Origin of the sequence: Prevotella aurantiaca, assembly GCF_015262605.1 — a bacterium.
Lineage (GTDB): Bacteria > Bacteroidota > Bacteroidia > Bacteroidales > Bacteroidaceae > Prevotella > Prevotella aurantiaca.
Map to the genome: position 1 here is coordinate 1 of NZ_JABZSJ010000018.1, position 23,171 is coordinate 23,171.

Consider the following 23,171-nt stretch of genomic DNA (forward strand, 5'->3'; position numbering starts at 1 on the left):
AGTCGGAGCTTTGTGCATAAAAAAGAGGATGTATCAATTTTGACACACCCTCATTGCAATGCAAAAATACTATCACTACTTTTTACATGTAGTTTCTTTACAAAACGAATGCTATTTTGATACAAAACCAAAGCAACAAAGTAAAAGGAATTTTATCGCGCAACTCATCTCTACTCTAACCTATCTCAGATTGTAGATGTGCAGCGATTTATATATTCAAATAGCTGTCTCTATTGCCCATTCAATATCTAAAAACCATAAACAACTGAACTAAGACACTGAAATAGAAGCATCGTTTGACAAGTAAAGCGATTGTTTGGTCTCTTTTCTTGGCTATTCCATTCAATTATTGTATATTTGCAACAGTTATCAGAATGATAATTAAGGGGTGCTTGTTCAGTTGAACTTGCTGAGAATAAACCCATAACCTGATACGGGTAATGCCGTCGTAGGGAAACTCCCCTTCTGTTTTATTAAGTCAAAATACATACAATGAGAAAACTATTGGTATTTACAGCAATAGCTTGTGCAGCGAGTGTACAAGCTCAAACAGTAGATACATTGGCCAGCCAAGAACTACAAGAGGTTATTGTTGCAGGCGTAAGAGCACAAAAGAACGCTCCTTTCGCTGTTGCAAACATCAAAAAGGCAGAACTATCGAGCTTTGCAAAGACTGGAAGAGAACTTCCTTTCCTCTTTGCTCATACCCCTGGTATATTCGCATGGGGCGAGAATGGACTCGGAACTGGCACTTCTGCAATGCGTATTCGCGGCGCAGGCGGTAGCCGTATTAACATAACGCTTGACGGAGTATCGCTCAATTCTCCTGAAGACCAAACGGTCTTCTGGGCTAATATGAACTCTTATGGAGCATTGATGAGCAGTGTTCAGATTCAAAGAGGTATTGGTACATCTACCAACGGAGACGGTGCCTTTGGCGGTTCTATCTCTTTGGCAACGGCAACACCCAACAATCAGCCGTCAGTAGAGCTCAGTGGCTCGTTTGGAACGTACAAAACGTACAACACTGGAGTTAAGTTCTCAACGGGTTTGTTGGGCAACTATTTCTTATTCGATGGCGCTTACAACGAAACAGCCACTGATGGATACCTTCATGGTACTGCTGGTAGGTCGGGATCTTACTATGGTGGGCTCACATTCTTGGGCGATAATTTCCAAATAAGGTATAAAAACATTGGTAATTTCGAGAAAACAGGACAGGCATGGAGCGGTGTTGTAGCTGGAAACAACGATGCTTCGCTGATGGGTAACGAAATAAAAACCTACAAAGACTTGTACGAACGTGGTCTGGGACGCTTTAATCCGCTCTATGAAGGTCTGGTGTTCGACTACGATAAATGGACTTTTCCAACCGATGCGAACGGAAAATACCTAACCTATCGGTACAAAATGGACAATGGAAGTTACTGGGCTAAAACTACCGACAACTTCTATCAGAACCATAACATACTTTCTGCAGCATGGAAACCAAATGATTCTTGGTCGCACAACATCGCTTTGCACTACACTTACGGACATGGATACTACAACGAATTCCGTCCAAACAACAAGTTTAGCAAGTTCGGTCTAACTGCAACAGACGTGAATGGAAAGACCATTAAACGCAGCGACTTCGTCAGAAAGAAAGGTTTAACGCAACACACTTATGGTATTCTATACAACGTAAACTATAAGAACGAAAACTGGGATATGCTCGGAGGCATCAACTTACAGCAGTTTCGAGGAAGTCATTTCGGTTATTTGACATACGTAGCAAATAAAGGTCAGGTACAAGACTTCACTGGTTTGAAGTACTACGACTCTGATGGTAACAAAAAAGATTATAGCTTTTTCGCAAAAGCAACCTACCATTTGGACACAACTTGGAACTTATTCGCAGACGTACAGTATCGTTTCGTAAACTATAAAGCCGATGGAAAGAACGATAAATTCTATGAATTAGCTACTGGAGGTTACACAAATCAGATACTAAATATTAACGAAAGCTACAACTTTGTGAACCCAAAGGCGGGTATTAGCTACCATAACAACGGTCACAAGGCCTATTTGTCAATGGCATACGCAAGCCGAGAGCCTGAACGTAATAACTTTACAGACAACGGAAAGTACCCTGCGCCAAACGCAGAACACTTGTTTGACGTTGAATTGGGATACCAATATGCTGGCGATAACTGGCATGCTGGGACCAATCTCTACTATATGGGCTATAAAGACCAGTTCGTTCAGACTGGAGAACAGAGCGATATAGGCGAAAATCTTACAACAAACGTAAAGAACTCATACCGTATGGGAGCTGAATTAACGGCTGGTTGGAATGCTACTTCATGGTTTTCATTCGAAGGTAATGCTGCTTTGAGTATCAACAAGATTAAGGATTTCGATGAGTTTGTAGAAAACTGGGACGATAAGAATGCACCTCTAAAAGTACATTACAATAACTCTACTCTTGCATTCTCACCTTCAGCTATTCTCAATGGCTTTATGAATTTCCACTACAAAGGGGTACAACTGGTTTGGCATACTAACTATGTAAGTCGCCAATACTTGGATAACTCTGCACATAAAGACCGTTCTCTGCCTGCTTTTTCGCAGACAGACATTAACCTTAGCTATGCTTTGAACATGGGAAAGAAGCAGAAATGCCTAAAGGAAGTGCTGTTTGGACTAAACTTTAACAACATTTTCAACAGCCATTATGCAGCGAGTGGCTGGGTCTACAGTGCGGTAAGCGACAACTCTAAATACACAAATGATAATCGTTACTATCAGATTGGATTCATGCCAATGGCTGGATTTACAATGATGGGAAACATAACACTGAAGTTCTAAAATCTAAACGACCTCCCTTCGACAATTGAAAAGGGAGGTCGTTCATACTATTAGAGAGCACCAAATGCTAAACAACATTATTCAATACTTCCAAGAAGCCGACACATACCAACTATTAGATATGGTCGGAACCATCATCGGACTTATCTATATCTACCAAGAATATAAGGCAAGCATTTGGCTTTGGCTTACAAGTATAGTTATGCCGCTTGTCTATACCTTCGTTTATTATGAGGCAAAGCTATACGCTGACTTCGGTATGCAGCTGTATTACATTGTCGTATCCATCTATGGCTTCCTCTATTGGCAGTTCGGTAAAAGGCAAAAAGAGAATAAAGAGTTGCCCATAAGAAGGTTTCCTAAGCATAAAATAATGCCAATAATGGTCCTTTTTCTGGCTTTATGGGGTATTGTTTACTTTATTTTGATTACTTTTACCAACTCGAATGTACCCATTTTGGATAGTTTCGGCAATTCGTTAAGCATTATCGGACTATGGGCTTTGGCTAAAAAATATTTGGAACAATGGTGGATTTGGTTTGTGGCGGATATAGAACTATCGGCACTCTACTTTTATAAGGGCATACCATTTACTTCTGGTCTATATGCAATTTATGCCCTTATAGCCATTGCAGGCTACTTCAAATGGAAGCGAATGATGCAGACAACTATGTAAATAAGTAAAGGAAAACAATGAAAGAACTGAAGAACGAATACGATGTTGTAATACTTGCAGCAGGCGATTTCCCCACAGATATAACAGCAATGCATATTCTGCGCACTGCCAAACATCTGATAGCATGCGACGGTGCAGTGGAAGATTTGTTGAAAATGGATATTGAACCAGAAGTAATTGTGGGTGATGGGGATTCGGTTTCGGAATCAACAAAGAAGAAATACCAACACATTTTCCATACCATTGAAGAACAAGAGGACAACGACCTTACTAAAGCGACAAAGTATGCACTACAATATTTCAACCTTACAGATAGTACTACATTCTGCTATCTTGGTGCAACAGGCAAGCGAGAAGATCATACTTTGGGCAACATTGCACTGCTTATACATTATTATAAGCACCTTAACATTGTGCCAACAATGGTAACTAACTATGGTTGGTTTACTATTTCTCAAGGGGAAACAACCTTTGCATCCTTTCCACGTCAGCAGGTTAGCATTTTCCAAATAGGTGGGAAACACATAGAAAGCAAAGGATTAAAATGGAATATATACCCTTTTAGTGAGTTATGGCAAGGTACTTTGAATGAAGCAATGGGCAACTCATTCACCATAAACAGCGATTCGGCTTACTTGGTGTATCAAACCCATAAGCCGAAAGAATAACTTTAAAGAAATAAAAAGATAATTACGATTTCAGTTTAAACGAATTTTCAATTGTTGAAAGTTCAGCAATGAAACCTTTATCCACCTGCAAACGCTTCTCAATTTGAGAACAACTGTGAAGCACGGTACTATGATCGCGACCTCCAACAAGCTTCCCTATACGGCTTGCAGGCATCTTTGTGTGCTTCTGAGCCAAGTACATACTTACTTGACGAGCAAGTACGATGTCTTGTTTGCGCGAGCGTGAGTTTACAGCAGTGGCAGTAACGTTAAAGTGTATGCACACTTTATCAATGATTTCGTCAATTGTCAGCGGCTCATCGTCAATCTTTACCGAACGCTTAATGACTCTTTCAGCCAATCGCATGTCGATATTGCTATTATAAACAACACTATAAGCCAGCAAAGAGTTAATGACTCCCTCCAAATCTCTTACGCTTCCATTAGCTGTTTGTGCAATAAACTGAACAACATCGTTAGGAATACTCAAGCCATCGCGCTTGATTTTACTATTTAGAATATCTACACAAAGCTGTACATTAGGTTTCTCAAGTTCAGCAATAAGGCCACAGGCGAAACGTGTTAGCAAACGTTCGTTCATACCTTTCAGCTCTACTGGTGGACGATCAGAAGCTAGAATAATACGCTTTCCATTCATAAACAAATGGTTAAAGATATGGAAGAATGTGTCTTGAGTCTTGGTTGCAGTTATCCATTCCTGTATATCATCAACTATTAAAATATCTATTGTCTGATAGAAGTTGATAAAATCGTTGGTCGTATTATTCAAAACAGAGTTTGTATACTGCACTTGGAATAAGCGAGCAGATATATATAACACACGCTTTTGTGGGTAAAGCTGCTTGATACGCAAACCGATTGCGTTGATAAGGTGGGTCTTTCCACAACCCGATGGACCATAAATGAACATCGGATTGAACTGTGTGGTGTTTGGATGTTCAGCAATTGACAAGCCAATAGAGCGAGGTAGCTTGTTACTATCGCCTTCAATGTAGTTTGAAAACGACTTATGCAAGTCTAACTGTGGGTCTATTTCTTGAAGAGCTACGTCTAATAACGTTGGACTTTGGTTGGCACGATTAGTTGGTAACTGCGTTTCTACTTTGTCGACTGTATCCGATTGGATGTCCTGAGTAAGGTTATGTGCCTTATCAGTAACTATTCTATATTTAAGTTGGACGCCTTTACCATATACACGTGTAAGCACTTTGCTCAACAAATCAACGTAGTTTTCCTCCAAATACTCGTAAACGAAGGGACTCGGTACCTGTACCAACAAATTATTGGTAGCGGTATCGAACGCCTCAAACATTATTGGGCTAAACCATGTTGCATACTGCTGCTCGGTTACATTATCTCGGATAAGTTGAAGACACTGCTCCCAGAGCGCATTGGGTTGAACTTTCATGTTAATACTTGTGTATCTAAAATCGTTTATTAGTAAATATATCAAATCATCTTCCTTATTTCAAAGGTAGTGCAAAGTTACTAAAAAAAAGTTAGATAGAGAACTAATCGCGAAACTAAAATAATACATTGAAAAGCGCTAAAGTATTGTTCGATTGGTGCTTATGGCTTCTTTACATTCTAACTAAGGAAATAATGTTTTGCATATATCCAACTTTTTATATATCAAATAGTTACTTTATGTTTCTAACCTTAATGCTATAAATCATGAAACATTTATTTTCACATCTAAAAAGGCTGATTGTCAATCAAATTACATAGTCCGTTTAAAGTGTGGAACTTTAACTTCTTTATTTAGACTCTTTTTAAATAACGCTGTAATAACGGCCTTTTTACAACTTTATTCTTACACTCTTTAAAGCCGATAAATTTGGTTTAGCAGTCTAATATTGGGATTACGATATATCCTATTATAGCCTAATAGGAAGTGCAAGAATTACTATCATTCTGTAAAGATAATTCGGAGTAAAAATGGTATTAGTACTTTAGTATTGCAATAGTACCTATTTTGCACGGTAATAGTGCCTGTTTTGCCGAGCAAAACAGGTTGTTTTAGAACGCAAAACAGGTACTATTATAACGGATTGATAATTAAAGTGTTACACAAGATATCCTCTCTTGAAAAATTATTTACATATCATTGGTATTTATTTCCAATATTTAGATTTCTATTGGAACATAAAATGGGTGTAAAATAGTCTTCAAATAAGACTGAAATAAAACAATAATGGCGAGTAGAATAGGTTTATTCTGCTCGCCATTATTATTTAATTGCTATATCTTACTTATCTTTTCGTCCAAAAACAGAGAAGTGTAAGTATCGCTTCGGATGTGCTTTAAGATTTACTACTAAGCTATCAACACTGCGTAATGTATTGTTTAAGTTGTTATATAGCGATGGATCGTTCATTAACAAGCCCATAGAGCCCTTGTTGCTATTCAACGTTCCAGCCAACTTATTAACTTCATCGAGTGCTGTATTCAATCTTATAACTGTAGTTTGAATATCTAATGCACTTACTTTATCGTTTAGCGAAGTCATTAAAACATTTGCTCCTCTCACAGTAGAACGTGCATCTGCAATGCCAGCCTTAGCCTCTGTCATTACTCCGTTTGTATTGGTGAGTAAGCCATTTGCTTTCGTTGCCAGAGCAGGAAGCGACTTATTGAGCTGTGTTAGCAAAATATTTAGTTGCTTACTTGATGCTGTCAATTCGCTACTAAGTTTATTCGCATTATGCAATGTGCCTGCCAATGAAGGATCAGAAGTAAGTGTAACGATATTTGTAAGTATGCTATCAATTTTTGGCAACATTTGTTGTACATCAGGGAAAGCATCTCTCATTTTTCCCAACACACCATCATTGACACGACCAACGATAATACCTTCTTCCTTTAGGTATTCTTTTGCATCGCTGAAAATAAGGTTTACTTTTACATTACCCATAAGGTCGCTCACAATTTCAGCCCTTGAGCCAGTTGGAATTCTCATATCCTTATCGATAGCAACTCCCACATTGATGGGTTTAGATGGGTCTTCGTAGTCGTAAACAATATCTTTTACTGTTCCTACTTTAAAACCATTAGCATAGATTGGAGTGGTTGGTACAAGTCCATCTACTTTATCGAACTGCATATTATATACAATGTCCGATGAGTACAGGTTAAGTCCTTTAAGGAAATTCATACCAAAGAAAAGAATAACAATGCCGACAATGGCCACCAATGCAATTCTTACTTCGGGTGATATTAACTTCTTCATATTCATTTTCTCTTATTCTTTACATATTCTTTAATAGCATCTCCCACATTCATACGGTTACCATTTTTAAATGCAACAATAAAAGCTTGGGGGAAATCGGGCTTTATTTCTTCTTTTAAACGCATGATTTCGTTATAATCTTCATTAGCTCCAATCATGTATTTATTGAGAGTTCCTTCTGTTTCTACAGATACATTAGTATACCCTTTAAACAATTCGTTATCAAGAGTCAACTCTCTGTTTACGGCAAAAATCTGTATTTTAAACAAAGGAATATCAGAAAAGCCCTCTTCAAGAGTGTCTTGATCGTTTTGTTTGTATACTTTTGTCTTTGTTGTTATCTTTTGTATTGGTCGTGGTTGTCTTACAATGTTAATCTTTTTAGGAAATTCTACTTGTGCAACAGGCTTTTGTGAATTAGTTGACAAACGATCTAAGACATTTTCAACTGGCAATTGATTATTTTTAGAAGGACGGTAAGGAATTGTAACCTTGCCATCGTATCTGTTCTTATATTCTACAAATGCTTCGTAAATACCGCGTGCCATAAGATTTATTCCTCGTGGAGAATTAAGGAATTGCTCCTCTTCTTCATGGGTAATAAATCCTAATTCTATAAGACAACTAGGCATAGATGTTTCTCTGAGTACAAGGAAACCAGCTTGATGTACACCTTTATCGTTTCGACTAGCCTTTGAGCAAACCGACCTTTGTATAAGTTTAGCCAATTCAACGCTTTTCTCCATATTAGCCGATTGGAGAATTTCGAACATTATATAGCTTTCTGAGGATCTTGGATCGAAGCCTTCATAAGTTTTCTCATATCCTTTCTCCAACGAAATCACACTATTCTCTCGCATAGCTACATCAAGGTTATCCTTTGCACGGTGCATACCTAATGTATAAACTTGAAAGCCCTGTGGAGGAGTCTTTGTAGGAGGAACCGAGTTTGTATGTACTGATATAAACAAGTCTGCTTTTGCTTTATTGGCAATATCAGCTCTTTCTTTCAATGGTATAAAAACGTCTGTTTTGCGTGTATAGATAACATTCACATCAGACAAATTACTTTCAACCAATTTTCCAAAAGCCAAAGCAATGGTTAGATTTATGTTCTTTTCATTTGAGATTGCACCTACAGCACCCACATCTTTACCGCCATGACCTGGGTCAATTACAAGTGTAAACTTATCTTTTGCACTCACTGAAGCAAGTGCAAACAAGGAGAATATTATAAGGAATAAAGAAACTCTTCTACTCATACTTCGTATAATTGCACGCAAAGTTAAGCATTTTCGTTTGAATAGCTTAGTTTAAGACCTGGTTTTTTCATTTATTAAATGTAATTCCACGCCTGCTCCGCTGCAATCTGCGCCCATAGGAGGGTTCAGTTTAGTAAGACAAAGGTCTATTGCTTCTATTTGTGGGAAAGTTTTTTCCAATGCCTCTCCAATACGATATGCCACATGTTCCAACAATTTTGCAGGTTGTTGCATTACTGTTTTCACTATATCGTAAACATCAGCGTAACTTATTGTATCGCTAACATCGTCAGTTAGCATAGCTTTACCTATATGATAATGCAAACGAAGGTCGGCAACATAATCGTTGCCAACCTCTCGTTCTATTTCGCTTACACCGATGTAGGCACGAAACCTTACACCTTTTATATATATGTAGCTTGATTTTAATTTCATTATTCAGTTTAAATAGTTGTTTATCCACAGCGAGATGCTCCACAGTTGGTGCAGATAAGACAACCTTCTTGATAAACTAAAGTTTCCTGTCCACATACAGGGCAAGTTTGTCCTGAAGCTGTTGTGCCATCAGTTACATATTTCTTCAAAGCACGTTCCACACCATTTTTCCATGTATTGATACTTTCGTCTTTAAGTTGCAATGAACTTACGAGATGAATAACATGTGCTATAGGCATGCGATAACGCAATACACCTGAGATAAGCTTAGCATAATTCCAATATTCAGGATTAAATTTCTCAGACAAACCTTCTACAGTTGTCTTATATCCTCGCTTATTTTCAAATTGGAAGTCGTAACGATGAGTACCATCAGCATTGGTTTGCTTTATTACTTTACCTTTTGTTACACTCTTTGGCAATACAATTCCTTCTTCATCATCTTGCAATCCGGTGAAAATCTCATAAGGATAACCATCAAGAAGTCCTACAAATGCCACCCATTTTTCTTTATTATTTTGGAAACGAACAACATCACAATCCAAAACTTGAGGACGAACTTCTACTACCTGTGGAGGTGTGCAGATATGTTCGTGCTTTTCTTCTGAAGAATTCAAGTCGTGTTCTTCGTTTGTTTCATTTTCGCTTTCGTTCTTTTTTTTCTTATCTTTCTTAGATACAGAAATCATCACGCCAGAACGAGAACCATCACGATAAATAGTACAACCCTTGCAACCAGAACGCCAAGCCTCAACATAAAGTTTGTTTACCAATACTTCATCAACGTTGTTTGGCAAGTTTACTGTAACAGAAATTGAGTGATCTATCCATTTTTGAATAGCTCCTTGCATGCGAACTTTCATCAACCAGTCTACATCATTAGCAGTTGCTTTATAATAAGGTGAACGTTTTACAAGTTCGTTTATCTCTGTCTGTGTATATTTCTTTGAAGTATCAAAACCATTTATCTCCATCCAATCCATGAATTTTTTATGATAAACGATGTATTCTTCAAATGAATCTCCTACCTCATCTATATAATCTACACGTACATCAGTATCGTTTGGATTTACTTTTCTACGACGTGTATATACTGGCATGAATACTGGTTCTATACCAGAAGTAGTTTGTGTCATGAGAGAAGTTGTTCCTGTCGGAGCGATAGTTAAACAAGCAATGTTACGACGGCCATATTTCACCATATCAGCATAAAGCTGTGGATCGGCTTCTTTCATGCGCAAAATAAATGGATTATTTGCTTCGCGTTTTGCATCAAAGATTTCAAAAGCTCCACGTTCTTGTGCCATTGTTACTGAAGAACGGTAAGCTGACAATGCCAACATTTTGTGAACTTCTACCGAGAATGCTGTTGCTTCTTCTGTTCCATAACGCAAACCCATAGCGGCAATCATATCGCCTTCAGCTGTTATACCTACTCCAGTACGACGTCCTTTTCCACTCTTTTCTTTAATCTTTTCCCAAAGATGGTATTCTGCAAGTTTCACCTCATCACTTTGAGGGTCATTCTTAATCTTCTCCATGATGAGTTCTATCTTCTCCATCTCAAGGTCTACAATATCGTCCATAAGACGCTGTGCAAGGCCTGAGTGCTTTCTAAACAATTCAAAGTCGAAGCTTGCGTCTTTTGTGAATGGATTCTTCACATAAGCAAATAGGTTGATAGACAACAAACGACAACTATCGTATGGACACAATGGAATTTCACCACAAGGATTAGTAGAAACTGTGCGAAAACCTAAGTCTGCATAGCAGTCTGGCAAACTTTCTTTTATAATAGTATCCCAAAATAAAACTCCAGGTTCAGCACTCTTCCAGGCGTTGTGCACAATCTTTTCCCATAATTTCTTTGCCGAAATTTCTTTGCTGTAAACAGGATTTTCGGCATCAACAGGGAATTTTTGTACAAATGGCTTATCGTTTACGACTGCCTCCATAAAACTATCGGTTATCTTTACCGATACATTTGCGCCTGTAACTTTACCTTCTTCCATCTTTGCATCTACAAATGCTTCTGCATCTGGGTGGTTAACACTTACCGAAAGCATTAATGCACCACGGCGTCCATCCTGTGCAACTTCGCGTGTACTATTTGAATAACGCTCCATGAATGGAACCAAACCTGTTGAAGTAAGCGCAGAATTATTCACAGGAGAGCCTTTCGGACGTACATGACTGAGGTCATGTCCTACTCCTCCACGACGTTTCATCAATTGCACTTGCTCTTCATCTATGCGCAAAATAGCGCCATAAGAGTCTGCATCTCCATCTAATCCTATTACAAAACAGTTTGACAACGAGGCGATTTGGTAGGTATTACCAATACCTGTCATTGGACTTCCTGCAGGAATAATATAGCGGAAATGGGTGAGCAGTTCAAAAACTTCCTGCGCACTTATAGGATTTTTATACTTTTTCTCAATACGGGCAATTTCATTGGCAATTCGCCAATGCATATCTTCTGGCGATTTTTCATATATATTGCCAAAGCTATCCTTCATAGCATACTTGTTTACCCAAACTCTTGCGGCTAATTCGTCGCCGTTAAAATACCTCAATGAGGCCTCAAATGCTTCGTCAAATGAGTAAGTCTTGCTTGCTTTCATTAATTTGCTTAGTAAAAAATGTGTCTGCGAAGTTACTAATTGTTTTCTGAAATAGAAAACTTTTTTCTAACTTTGTAACCTAAAATTTCCAAAAATGAAAACTATATTCAACAGAACAACTATTAGGAAGTACTCAAACAGAGAAGTTTCCGATACACTTTTAAAGGAATTATTGAGTAAAGCTGAACTTACTCCCACAATGGGAAATTTACAACTTTACTCGGTTATTGCGACACGAAATAGCGAAATGAAACAAAAATTAGCACCTACACATTTTAACCAACCGATGGTAGAAAACGCTGCTGTAGTGCTAACTTTTTGTGCAGATTTCAACAGAACTACTGTTTGGGCAAATAATAGAAAGGGAACACCTGGCTACGATAACTTTCTATCGTTCCTAAATGCAGCTACCGATGCCCTACTCTATTGCCAAACTTTCACCAATCTAGCTGAAGCAGAAGGACTTGGAACATGTTTTCTTGGCACAACTATCTATAATCCAAAACAAATTATAGACCTTCTGAAACTGCCAAAACTTGTTATGCCTGTAGCAACTCTTACAATTGGTTGGCCCGATGAAACACCAACACAACCCGACCGTCTACCACTTGAAAGTATTTTGCACGAGGAAACCTACACCGACTATACCGCAGAAAGTATCGACCAATATTATAAGGTAAAAGAATCGCTCGAAGAAAATAAGCATTTTGTAGAAATAAACAAAACCGAAACATTGGCACAAATCTACACCGATATTAGATATAAGAAGAGCGATAATGAAGCAATATCTACAGGATTATTGGAAACTCTTAAGCAACAAGGCTTTCTTTAATCTTTTAATATAGTTTCGAGCCCACCAGATCGAAAGATAAAAAAGCTGTTTCTACTCTGAAAAATGAGTGAAACAGCTTTTTTTTATCATAACTCAACAACACTATAAGCCATTTATCATATAAAAGGTATAAAATACATTGATACTTTCCTCAAAAAAGTATATACTTTTCACGAAAACTTTAATTATAAATTTGAAATTTGTAATTATATTTTTTTTATTTATTATTAAAGTTTTAGCGAAAAGTTATTATTATTTTTTTTAAGGTTAGAACAACCTAATTTCCAAATAAAAAAGAACAAAAAAAGCATATACCTTTCAGCTGAAAAATATATGCTTTCTATTTATAACATCTTTTTATCTTTTATTCTTTCGGTAGTTATTACAAGAGAATGTTTACATCTGTATGCTGATTCCTGCAGTTATCCAAGTACCAGGCTGAGTCACATTTCCGTAATCAACATATGTTCGATTCAACAAATTATTTGCAGCAACAAAAGCTGTCCATTTACTTTCATTCCACGATAGGCGTGAATCTAAAATTCCATAAGTTGCATACTTGTGTCGTTGGTTGTTTATATCAACGTAGCTTCCCATACGATGCAACAAACGATAGTTCAGACCTAACTCAAGGTTACGCCATAAATTTAACTGTAAATTAGCAACCATTTTGTTTTTCACATATTCTAAAACATACTTACTTATAATGCCGTTATGTTCCTGTTTATTTTGATTAAGGTAGCAATAGGCAATACCAAACTGCTTTAGGAAACGTTGTGAAGGTATTAAAGTATAGAAATCAAAATTAAGTGAAGTTTCTGCGCCTAAAAGATTGATGTGACCAAAATTCACACTCTTCCACAGTGTACTACCATTAGCATAAAGCGTTCCGTCAGAAATCCAATCTATGAGATTCTTTTGATTATGGTAAAAAAAACTTGCTTTGCCAATAATTCCACGTGTATTGTATTTTACTCCTGCCTCTAAAGCCGAAAGTTCTTCAGGTTTTAAATGCTTATCTGCCTTGTGTCCACCAACAGAATAAAAGAGTTCCGTGAACGAAGGCATACGTAACGAAGTATTATACGATGCATAAATTTTCCACGCTTTACCTATTCGGTAGCTTGCATCTAAACCAGGATAAACACGCATGTTCATGTTTGCCTGACTATTCTTTACAGCTACAACACCTGCCGAAAGTGTAAAGCGCGAAAGAATAATGTTGTGTTCCAAAACAAACTGCAAATTTGTACGATTAATTCCATTCGTATAATCACGATCGGTGCCATAAATATGACGAGGATTATCCAGTTTTTCTCCGAGATTAGTGCTCACAATATTTTCGTTGCGTAGTTCAACTCCGAAAGCCGTTCGTCCAAAATTCCAGTCGAAATAAGCATTAAGATTTACACCACAAACATCGGTTCTGTGATAATTGTAAGCATACTTTTGTGGCGCTCCACGGAAAAGTTCAAATCTATCCATGCTGCGATTCCAATATATAGACGGACGGATGTGTAACTTTCCTTGTTTATTTTCAGCCTGCATAGCCGTAAATGTTTTAAACGTATGTTCAAACTGGTCATCGTATTTGGCAGCATAAAAAGTATTCGCACCAAAATCTTTTACGCTCATTCCAGCATGCCATCTTATCATAACATTCTTGTCGTTATAGTTGCCTTGATAGAAAGCTTTACCTGTTTTATAGTCAGAATTTAGTCTATTTGCCTTATTTCTCAAATAGCCATCGCTACGTGTAAACGACGCAGAAAGTTGATTATTCCACCTTTCCTTTGCAATATTTGCACGTGCGCCTGCTGTTAGATAGCCATAAGAGCCACTTTCTATGCGTGCGGAAAGAGAAGAAGATGGAGGAGTTTTGGTTACAATGTTTATCGCACCTAATAAAGAAGATGTGCCATAAACGCGTCCTGCAGGACCTTCGAGAATTTCTATTCGTTCAATTTCGCTTATATCAACTGGAAAATCGAACGTGTTATGACCAGTTTGAGCATCGCAGATATTAATTCCATTCAGTAAAACAGTAATCTGTTCGGAGTTTCCGCCTCGTATGCTTACATCGGTAAGTGCTCCTAAAGCTCCTTTCTGGCGCACATCTACACCTACAGCATATTTCAAAAGGTCGTTTACACTTTGTACTGGAGCGGCTTGAATATCTTCACGACTCAGTACAGTTACCATTCTCGCTTGCTGACTAACTGTCAGCGGTGCTCGTGTACCCATTACATTCACCTCTTCGAGCATCACATGTTTATTGGTTACTGTAGAATCGCTACTTATTTGCAATGCTTCATTACTAACGTTATGTGCCGTTGCATGTTGAAGAGTAGCAACACTCAGTACACCAATTATCACTTCCTTGCCGAGAACAGCAAAGAGCGAATAGCTGCGATTAGAGAAGTGAGTAAACTTCAGTACACTAGGCTTGTTTAAAATTGGTTTGTACATAATATGATAGATTTATAATCATCGACACCATCAGCTTTATACTAAAGTTGACCTTGCCAAATCGAGGTGCAAAATTACATAAATTCAACAAAACAGCCTATAACAAATGTACTTTATTTTAGTTCTAGTTTCATTCTTTCGCAAAAATGAAAAATAAATGCAAATATTAGCAAATAGTTTTTTATTATTTACTACTTTTGCACTTTATATTCCTAACAGATGGATAGTTCCAATATGTTAGGCAGATATATAAACAATTAAAAACAAGTATGAAAGGTAAATAACTGTACAATGAAAACATTGATAGACCGCATCCGTAAAGACGGCAAATGCTATGAAGGGGGAATCTTAAAAGTAGACAAGTTTATAAATCATCAGTTAGACCCCAACTTGATGAAACAAATAGCTGTGGAACTAATCCGCCGCTATGCTTCAACGGAAATAAACAAAATTATAACAGTTGAAGCAAGTGGTATCGCACCTGCCATTATGATGGGTTTCCTTCTCGACTTGCCTGTTGTGTTTGCTAAGAAAAAGAAGCCTTCTACAATGGCAGATATGCTTTCGTCTACTGTATTCTCGTTTACTAAGCAACGCGAATACCATGTTTGTATTTCAAAAGAATATCTTAAACCTTCTGACAAAGTACTTTTCGTTGACGATTTCTTAGCCTATGGTAATGCTGCAAAGGGAATTATAGACTTATGCAACCAAGCTGGAGCCGAACTTGTAGGTATGGGATTCATTATTGAAAAGGCTTTTCAAAATGGTCGTGAAATTATTGAATCTGCAGGAATACGCTGCGAAAGTTTAGCTATTATTGAATCATTAGATAACTGCGAAATAAAAATAAGACAACAATAAAACCATGGAGCAAACAAAAGAACTTATTTATGGGCTGAACGATCGCCCACCTTTGAGAGAAACTATCTTTGCTGCTTTGCAGCACTTGTTGGCAATTTTTGTTGCTATTATTACGCCGCCGCTCATTATTAGTTCAGCGTTGCAGTTCGATTTAGAAACGACAGGATTCCTTGTTTCTATGTCGCTGTTTGTATCGGGTATTGCAACATTCATTCAATGTAAACGTTTTGGGGCAGTTGGTGCAGGTTTATTATGTATTCAAGGAACTTCATTTTCTTTTATTAGTCCAATAATCGGTGCAGGAATGCTCGGTATGGTTGGCGGGAAGATGAATATTGAACTTGGATTGAGCTATATTTTTGGATCTTGTATGGTGGCTTCTATCGTTGAAATGCTTGTAAGCCGCGTGTTACCATATATGCGTAAAATCATTACACCATTGGTTTCGGGTATCGTTGTTACGCTGATTGGTCTTTGTTTAATTAAAGCTGGTATCAATTCATGTGGCGGTGGCAATGCTGCAATGTCTGATGGCACCTTTGGTTCATTGCAAAATCTAGGTTTAGCACTACTCGTAATTATCAGTATTGTTATATTCAATCGTTCAAGTAATCCATTCTTCCGTATGGCATCTATTGTTTTAGGCTTATTATTGGGTTCTACGGTAGCTTACTTCTTAGGTCTTATCGACTTTTCACAACTGAATAATACTGGTGGAGTGAATATTCCTGAACCTTTTAAATATGGTATTCGCTTTGATATTGGTTCAATTATTGGCTTAGGACTTATTTATTTGGTAACTGCAGTTGAAGCTTATGGTGATATCACCGCCAACTCACTTATTTCTGGAGAGCCTGTAGAAGGTCCTGTATTTATGAAACGTGCGCAAGGAGGTATCTTGGCAGATGGTATCAACTCGTTTATAGCAGGTTTATTCAATAGTTTTCCAAATTCTATCTTTGCACAAAACAATGGAATGATACAGCTTACAGGAGTTGCTAGTCGCTATGTTGGCTATTTTGTTGCAGGTGCTTTGCTTATTTTAGGTTTATTCCCAATAGTTGGACAATTCTTCTCTCTCATACCAAACTGTGTTCTTGGTGGCGCAACATTATTAATGTTTGGAACTGTTGCTGCTGCCGGTATACGCATCATAGCTTCTACTACTATCAATCGTAAGGCTGTTTTAGTAATGGCAATGAGCTTTGCAATGGGTTTAAGCGTAGAACTTGTGCCTGATATATTGAGTAAGATGCCTCAAATCATACAGAATATTTTCTCAAGTGGAATTATAATGGGAGGATTAACGGCCATTTTGGCAAATGCACTCATTCGTATTAAAGATTAAAAAAATAGGGTAAAGTTTTCCGACTTTACCCTTTTTTCTGCTTTTTATGTTTATCTTTGCAATAGAATACTCACTCAATTAGATACAGAAAACTATGACAGGCGAAGATAAAAAACGAAAGTTTACAAGCACTCTAACTTTTAAAATACTCATAGGAGTATTGGTTTTATTTGTTTTAGGACTTTTCTATAACTTCATTATCGCTGAAGATGAAACTATCTCAGAGCAAAAACAGCAAGAAGAACAGCAAAGAAATGCGGTACTTGACACTGTTGATGTCATAGGAGACTATCTTTGGCCAGACCAAAAACCTCGCAAAGAAAACATAGTTTCTGATGAGTCAAGTACTAAAACTGATGATGAAATAAAACGAATAGTTGAAGAAACAAAGACTACAGAAACAAAGGAAGCAACAGAAAATATAAAAAATCATGCTGCACCAACAGCTCCATTACCTGCTCCAGCTGCTGATCCTGTACCTGCTACAACACCAAAAACAACAGGAAAACCTGCTGCAGCTCCAAGCATAGAAAGTATTTCTGCCCCTAGGGTGGAAAAAATTGAACAGTAACCTTGCTGTGTCCAGTATTTACGAACCCTATATAAAAGAAGAAGGTACGTATGAAAAAGATTATTATCTTATCATTATCAGTAGTTGTTTTATTCGGTTGCGCAACTACTTATCGTGATTCTGAAGGCAACATTGTATCGCGTGAAAAGATATATGCGTTGAGAACTGTTGCTGTGAAAAGGAACTTAGACGAAAGAAGATTCCGCATTTTTATTGATAAGATATATCCTGTGGGTATGCCTGTACGTACTTTAAATTCTGATTACGTTATTGAAGTTAGTCGCGATTCTATTGGTATGGAACTTCCTTATATAGGAAGACTCGACCGAGCACCTATAAACGGATATGTGGGATTACATGGAATACTACCTATACGTAGTTATAAGAGCGAACCTACGAAAGACGGAGAACGTATCTTTATAGAAGCACATAATGAGACTGAAATCTATAATATCATTTTAAATGTATACAATAACGGAACAACTAATATCAGTTTATAATCGAATATAAGGTCATCTATTGATTATTCGGGTTTCATGCAATTGAATGCTAAATTTGTTCCGATATACGCAAAATAAAATACAGAAAGACTAAAAAGAGGAAACTAAAATTCAATATTAAATGGTAGTCTGCTTTACGCTACAGCTATTTGTTTGGCTTTAATTAACAAGTTCTTTCGCCAAACTAAAGTTTTGTTATTACTTTTTAATGTCATTATTCTCCAATAGTAAACTTACCCAAATCTTAAAATCTGGTGTAGATAAATGGCTGTACACTATCTTGACTTAAATTGATAACAAGCTGTAAAACAAGTAAAAATATTCCCAACTTAGTCAACCATGGCAATGAGATAAACTTTTGTTGTAGCCATCTATAATCGCTTTGTCGAATAGAATGAAGTTCAAGACCAACCGCTAACAGCATTATCCAAAGTAGACGTGCATTAATGAAATTCTGTATATCGACGAAATGTAAGTCTGTGGTTATCTTACCAATAATACTAAATGCTGTATTAAGGTCGTGGGAACGAAAGAATATCCACGCAACAGATATATACGTAAAAGTCATTATCCAGCAAATAGTTTTCAAATAAATCGTATTCTGAACCTTGCCAAAACCTCTATTACGAGCAAACTTGTGAATTGTTAAACCAACGCCATGTAACAATCCCCACAGCACAAACATACCTGATGCCCCATGCCATAATCCCGCTACTATCATTGTAATGAAAGTGTTTCTGTACGTTTTCAGTTCGCCTTTCCTATTTCCCCCCATTGGAATATAGATATAATCACGGAACCATTGCGAAAGCGTAATGTGCCAACGATGCCAAAACTCTGTCAAGTTTAGACTCTGATATGGCGAATTAAAGTTATTAGGCAGTCGGAATCCCATAAGTGCTGCAATTCCAATAGCCATATCACTGTAGCCAGAAAAGTCACAATATATTTGCAACGTAAATCCTAAGACACCCATTAAGTTTTCAAATCCAGTGTAGGCCAAAGGATCAGCAAATATCCAATTATTATATTGTGCCAAGTAATCGGCTACTAATGCCTTTTTCAACAAACCACAAATTATAAGCCATAGTCCCAAATTTATAAGATGCTTATCGTTAAGACGCGGTGTATTTATCTGCGGAATTAAGACCTTAGCACGTGTAATAGGTCCTGCAATCAATAAAGGGAAGAACGTAAGATAAAAACTATATTCTAACAAATCGGTCGTTTTAGGAAATCGTTCTTTGTACACATCTATTGTGTAACTAATGGCTTGAAAGGTATAAAACGATATACCTATGGGCAATATTAGTTGTAAGGGAGCAAAATTACTCTGTAGTAAATGATTTAAAATATCAAGGGTGAAGTTGGTGTACTTATAGTAAAGTAACGGAAGAAGTTCTATTAAAATAACAATAAAAACCCCTACTCTACGCGGTTTACCACGTCGTAAGCGCATCATTTTCTTCGTTAAGAACCACGAAAGCAATGTTGTTATAGGCAGCAAGACCATTAAAGCGCCATTTGCCTTATAGGCAAAAAACATTCCAAATAGTACAACATAAGCTTTCATCCATGTTTTTCTGCTGCCATTTATATAAATATAGCCAGCAAAAAACAGAAGAAAAGCAATCATAAACGATAGTGTACAGAACGACCAATCCTTATTGGGAGTTGCCAAAAAGGAAAAAAATGCGCCTATTGTCTGCTTTAAATCTATCATCTATCGTACTAAAATCCTTTGAAAGAAGGTTGTAAGAGTTTTGTATTTGTTGCTTTATGATGGTGTAGAGGATCTTTCAGTACTACAGGATAAGTTGCTTTCGAACTTCTCATAAAGGCAGCAACATTGTTCAACCATAATGCTGCAGCCTCCCAAGTAGGATGATAATGATCGGAACCACGTTTCAATTTCAGTCCTCTACTATCAAAGAAACAGCCTTGTTTCGTATGTTTCTTCATCAAATCGATAATTCCTGTATCGCCATTCCAGCTCGCAGGACCTATCCAAACATAGGGAAAGTTGGCCAACTTGGCTACTATCGTCTTTATATGAGTCTCTCTTAAATCTAAGTCGTTAACGAATAGTTCGTTACTACCCAAGCAAAGTAATATGTAAGTAGGCTTATACTCCTTAATAAAATGCTCTATTGTTTTCGAATTTGCCCACTTTTCGGTGGTAGAACCATACCAAATAACAGTATAAAGCTTATGATGGTTCTCTTCAGCATAGTCGCCGAGTCGTCGAGACAAGCCTTCTACCATCGAATCTCCTATGAATAAAAACGTTTGTTTGCTCCTATGTTGTTTCTTTTTCTTGTGTTTTGGTGCAATTTCAGAGTCGTTTTTATCAGCTTTTCTCAGTTGGGCAAGACTAATTTTCTTTATCGTAAATTTGCCAAAAGATATTTCTCCTGGCACAATAGCATAACCAACAACGATTGCCAGCACAGCAACCAATAATAAGAATATCTTGCTTTGCTCGCGCACGTTGCTTATAAATTCAGTTCAACCTCTACTGGGCAATGATCGCTACCATACACTTCGGTATGTATTTTAGCTTCGACAAGTTGCTCACGTAATCGATTTGACAACAAGAAATAGTCGATACGCCAGCCTGCATTCTTCTCTCTTGCTTTGAAACGATACGACCACCACGAATAAGTTACCTGCTCTGGATAAAGTGTTCGGAAGCTGTCAATAAATCCATTTCCAAGAAATTGCGTCATTTTTGCTCTTTCCTCATCAGAGAATCCTGCATTTTTTCGATTGGTCTTAGGGTTCTTTAAGTCTATTTCCTCATGTGCAACATTCAAGTCGCCACACACAATAACAGGTTTCTTCTCATCCAATTGCTTGATATAGGCCTGGAAATCGTCTTCCCATTGCATTCTGTAACCTAATCGTTTCAAGCCATCTTGCGAGTTTGGCGTATAACATGTAACAAGATAGAAGTTCTCCATTTCGAGCGTAATTACTCTTCCTTCATGGTCGTGTTCATCTATACCCAATCCATAAGAAACATTCAAAGGATTGTGTTTTGTAAAGATTGCTGTTCCCGAATAACCTTTCTTGTCAGCATAATTCCAATACGACTCATAACCATCGAATGCTATATCAAGTTGTCCTTCCTGCATCTTTGTTTCCTGCAAGCAGAAAAAATCCGCATTCATTTCGGCAAAATTTTCTTTAAAGCCCTTTGTAACACAAGCCCGAAGACCATTTACATTCCATGAGATAAACTTCATATTATCTTGTTTCCTTTCTTTTAAATCTATTTAACTTTGGGTGCCTCAAGCAATTATTGTTTTATATTCGCATCTTATCAGAGTGCACAAGGTCCATAAACTCCTCGCGTGTTTTCGCTTGATTAAATGCTCCACTGAATGCACTCGTTGTTGTTATAGAGTTTTGTTTCTCTATTCCACGCATCTGCATGCACATGTGCTTCGCCTCAATTACTACCATTGTACCAAGCGGTTGCAGAGTATCTTGAATACAATCCTTTATCTGTTGTGTCAATCTTTCCTGTACTTGGAGACGATGACTGAATATATCTACCACGCGTGCTATCTTGCTTAAGCCTGTTATATGGCCATTAGGAATGTATGCAACGTGCGCTTTTCCGTAGAAAGGGAGCATGTGATGCTCGCACATAGAAAAGAAATCAATGTCTTTTACTATTACCATCTGATTGTATTTCTCTGCAAAAAGTGCATCAGTAAGCACCTTATGAGGGTCTTGAGTATAGCCACGTGTTAACACTTGCATTGCTTTTGCCACACGCGTAGGTGTCTTTTCCAAGCCTTCTCTATCTGGATCCTCACCTAAAAGTTGCAATACATGTCGGTAATGTCCTGCTAAGTCGTCTAGGCCTTCACGAAATTCTATATTTGACTTCATTATTATTCTTGATAAATCGTATAATATTATCTTATAAAAATATGTTGTTCTGCTATTCAGAGAACTTTATTTTGCTATTAAAATAGGAGTATCTTGTAGTTTAATCAGTTCACTTCTCAATTAAATCCAGGACACTCACACCTTTAAACAGATTTATTTTATTATCTGAAATGGCTTCCCCAATTGATTTAAAAGTTTAATCTAATTTTAAATTAAAGCCATTTAGTAATCCATTACATCAGGCTCATTACCAACCACTTTAGATGTTTCTATTGTTACCATAGCTCTAATTACGTTGGCATGGGTAAACCCTTCTTTCTTCAATTTCCTCATAATCTTACGTGCTTCTTCGTAACTTACATAGTTTCCGACCTGGCACATCCAACGAGGAGAATAGAAGTGAACGTATATTGGTTCGGTTTGTAATATCTGTTTAGCCTTCTGTCCCCATCTTTCAGCTTCCTTTCGGGCTTCTCTTGTATTGCCTCCAGAATAGGCTAACACACGAAATCCCCTCACTCTTCTTACGCCTTTCAGCACACGTTTGGTTACTGTTTGTTTAACTATTGTACCATCTATAGGGTCTACAATAGGACGTCTTACCTTCTTGCGCACAAGTTTTGTACGCTGATTAGTAGATGTACTTGCTGATGGTGGGGGTGTTGGCGCTTCGATACGAGGCTCTATTCGTGGGGTAACAGGTAAAGGGACAGTTAGTTTATTCACTGGCGACTGTACCTGAGCTTGCTGTTTTTTCTTATTTGCTTTAGTATTTTTCTTTCCGTTCACCAACGCGTCTATATCCTCACTCTGCGTTACAGTGACAGTACCTTGTGCACCAACAGCTAAACAGCTAAGGAGTGCGACGACCAATATGGCAAGGAATTTCTTCATTTCTTTTGCTTTTATAAAGTCCCCA

19 protein-coding genes are annotated in these 23,171 nt (G+C 37.5%); 8 read left to right on the forward strand and 11 right to left on the reverse strand.

Annotated elements, in window-relative coordinates:
• Positions 1-492: 492 nt before the first annotated feature.
• The 3 genes from HXN26_RS04690 to HXN26_RS04700 all read left to right on the forward strand — a co-directional run bounded on the left by HXN26_RS04690 (position 493) and on the right by HXN26_RS04700 (position 4,194).
• Positions 493-2,850 (forward strand): TonB-dependent receptor, encoded by a 2,358-nt coding sequence (locus HXN26_RS04690; protein ID WP_273159095.1) that lies wholly within the window; start codon positions 493-495, stop codon positions 2,848-2,850.
• Between the two features lie 64 nt (positions 2,851-2,914).
• On the forward strand, positions 2,915-3,526 hold the full coding sequence (gene pnuC / locus HXN26_RS04695; protein WP_036889106.1) for a nicotinamide riboside transporter PnuC: 612 nt from the start codon (positions 2,915-2,917) through the stop codon (positions 3,524-3,526).
• A 17-nt stretch (positions 3,527-3,543) separates the two neighbouring features.
• Positions 3,544-4,194 (forward strand): thiamine diphosphokinase, encoded by a 651-nt coding sequence (locus HXN26_RS04700; protein WP_273159096.1) that lies wholly within the window; start codon positions 3,544-3,546, stop codon positions 4,192-4,194.
• A 22-nt stretch (positions 4,195-4,216) separates the two neighbouring features.
• Here the strand turns inward: HXN26_RS04700 and dnaA are convergent, their stop codons facing one another.
• From dnaA to HXN26_RS04725, 5 genes are all read right to left on the reverse strand, one after another.
• Positions 4,217-5,623 (reverse strand): chromosomal replication initiator protein DnaA, encoded by a 1,407-nt coding sequence (gene dnaA / locus HXN26_RS04705; RefSeq protein ID WP_273159097.1) that lies wholly within the window; start codon positions 5,621-5,623, stop codon positions 4,217-4,219.
• An 840-nt stretch (positions 5,624-6,463) separates the two neighbouring features.
• Positions 6,464-7,450: an MlaD family protein gene (locus HXN26_RS04710; RefSeq protein ID WP_273159098.1), complete on the reverse strand. Its 987-nt coding sequence runs from the start codon at positions 7,448-7,450 to the stop codon at positions 6,464-6,466.
• Positions 7,447-8,706 carry an N-acetylmuramoyl-L-alanine amidase family protein gene (locus tag HXN26_RS04715; RefSeq protein WP_025001047.1) on the reverse strand — a complete coding sequence of 420 codons (1,260 nt, stop codon included), beginning with the start codon at positions 8,704-8,706 and terminating at the stop codon, positions 7,447-7,449. Before HXN26_RS04715 ends, HXN26_RS04710 begins: the two co-directional genes overlap by 4 nt.
• A gap of 51 nt (positions 8,707-8,757) precedes the next feature.
• Positions 8,758-9,141, reverse strand: a complete 384-nt coding sequence (gene folB / locus HXN26_RS04720) for a dihydroneopterin aldolase (protein WP_025001046.1) — start codon at positions 9,139-9,141, stop codon at positions 8,758-8,760.
• Positions 9,142-9,161: 20 nt separating this feature from the next.
• Positions 9,162-11,765 (reverse strand): adenosylcobalamin-dependent ribonucleoside-diphosphate reductase, encoded by a 2,604-nt coding sequence (locus HXN26_RS04725; protein ID WP_273159099.1) that lies wholly within the window; start codon positions 11,763-11,765, stop codon positions 9,162-9,164.
• A 94-nt stretch (positions 11,766-11,859) separates the two neighbouring features.
• On the opposite strand from HXN26_RS04725, the gene HXN26_RS04730 reads away from it, so the two are divergent.
• Complete coding sequence (locus HXN26_RS04730) at positions 11,860-12,597, forward strand: nitroreductase family protein (protein ID WP_025001045.1); 738 nt, start codon at positions 11,860-11,862, stop codon at positions 12,595-12,597.
• 396 nt (positions 12,598-12,993) lie between these two features.
• Here HXN26_RS04730 and HXN26_RS04735 read toward each other — a convergent pair whose 3' ends face one another.
• Positions 12,994-15,066 (reverse strand): TonB-dependent receptor plug domain-containing protein, encoded by a 2,073-nt coding sequence (locus tag HXN26_RS04735; RefSeq protein ID WP_273159100.1) that lies wholly within the window; start codon positions 15,064-15,066, stop codon positions 12,994-12,996.
• 291 nt (positions 15,067-15,357) lie between these two features.
• Between HXN26_RS04735 and xpt the strand changes: the two genes are divergently transcribed.
• The 4 genes from xpt to HXN26_RS04755 all read left to right on the forward strand — a co-directional run bounded on the left by xpt (position 15,358) and on the right by HXN26_RS04755 (position 18,349).
• Positions 15,358-15,930, forward strand: a complete 573-nt coding sequence (gene xpt / locus HXN26_RS04740; RefSeq protein WP_273159101.1) for a xanthine phosphoribosyltransferase — start codon at positions 15,358-15,360, stop codon at positions 15,928-15,930.
• A gap of 4 nt (positions 15,931-15,934) precedes the next feature.
• Positions 15,935-17,278 (forward strand): nucleobase:cation symporter-2 family protein, encoded by a 1,344-nt coding sequence (locus tag HXN26_RS04745; RefSeq protein WP_273159102.1) that lies wholly within the window; start codon positions 15,935-15,937, stop codon positions 17,276-17,278.
• Between the two features lie 94 nt (positions 17,279-17,372).
• The gene (locus tag HXN26_RS04750) at positions 17,373-17,849 is read left to right on the forward strand and encodes a hypothetical protein (RefSeq protein WP_273159104.1); all 477 of its coding nucleotides are present in this window, start codon (positions 17,373-17,375) and stop codon (positions 17,847-17,849) included.
• Positions 17,850-17,899: 50 nt separating this feature from the next.
• A complete protein-coding gene (locus HXN26_RS04755) occupies positions 17,900-18,349 on the forward strand; it encodes a DUF4251 domain-containing protein (protein WP_273159106.1) in 450 nt (149 codons plus the stop codon).
• 244 nt (positions 18,350-18,593) lie between these two features.
• Here HXN26_RS04755 and HXN26_RS04760 read toward each other — a convergent pair whose 3' ends face one another.
• The 5 genes from HXN26_RS04760 to HXN26_RS04780 form a co-directional block, all read right to left on the reverse strand.
• Entirely contained in the window at positions 18,594-20,072 is a 1,479-nt protein-coding gene (locus HXN26_RS04760; RefSeq protein ID WP_025000958.1) for an MBOAT family O-acyltransferase, read from the reverse strand.
• Positions 20,073-20,080: 8 nt separating this feature from the next.
• On the reverse strand, positions 20,081-20,839 hold the full coding sequence (locus HXN26_RS04765) for an SGNH/GDSL hydrolase family protein (protein WP_273159109.1): 759 nt from the start codon (positions 20,837-20,839) through the stop codon (positions 20,081-20,083).
• A 5-nt stretch (positions 20,840-20,844) separates the two neighbouring features.
• Positions 20,845-21,597, reverse strand: coding sequence for an exodeoxyribonuclease III (locus tag HXN26_RS04770; protein WP_273159112.1), 753 nt, complete (start codon positions 21,595-21,597; stop codon positions 20,845-20,847).
• Between the two features lie 61 nt (positions 21,598-21,658).
• Entirely contained in the window at positions 21,659-22,252 is a 594-nt protein-coding gene (gene folE / locus HXN26_RS04775) for a GTP cyclohydrolase I FolE (protein ID WP_025000955.1), read from the reverse strand.
• Positions 22,253-22,474: 222 nt separating this feature from the next.
• Entirely contained in the window at positions 22,475-23,146 is a 672-nt protein-coding gene (locus tag HXN26_RS04780) for an SPOR domain-containing protein (protein ID WP_273159115.1), read from the reverse strand.
• Positions 23,147-23,171: the final 25 nt, after the last annotated feature.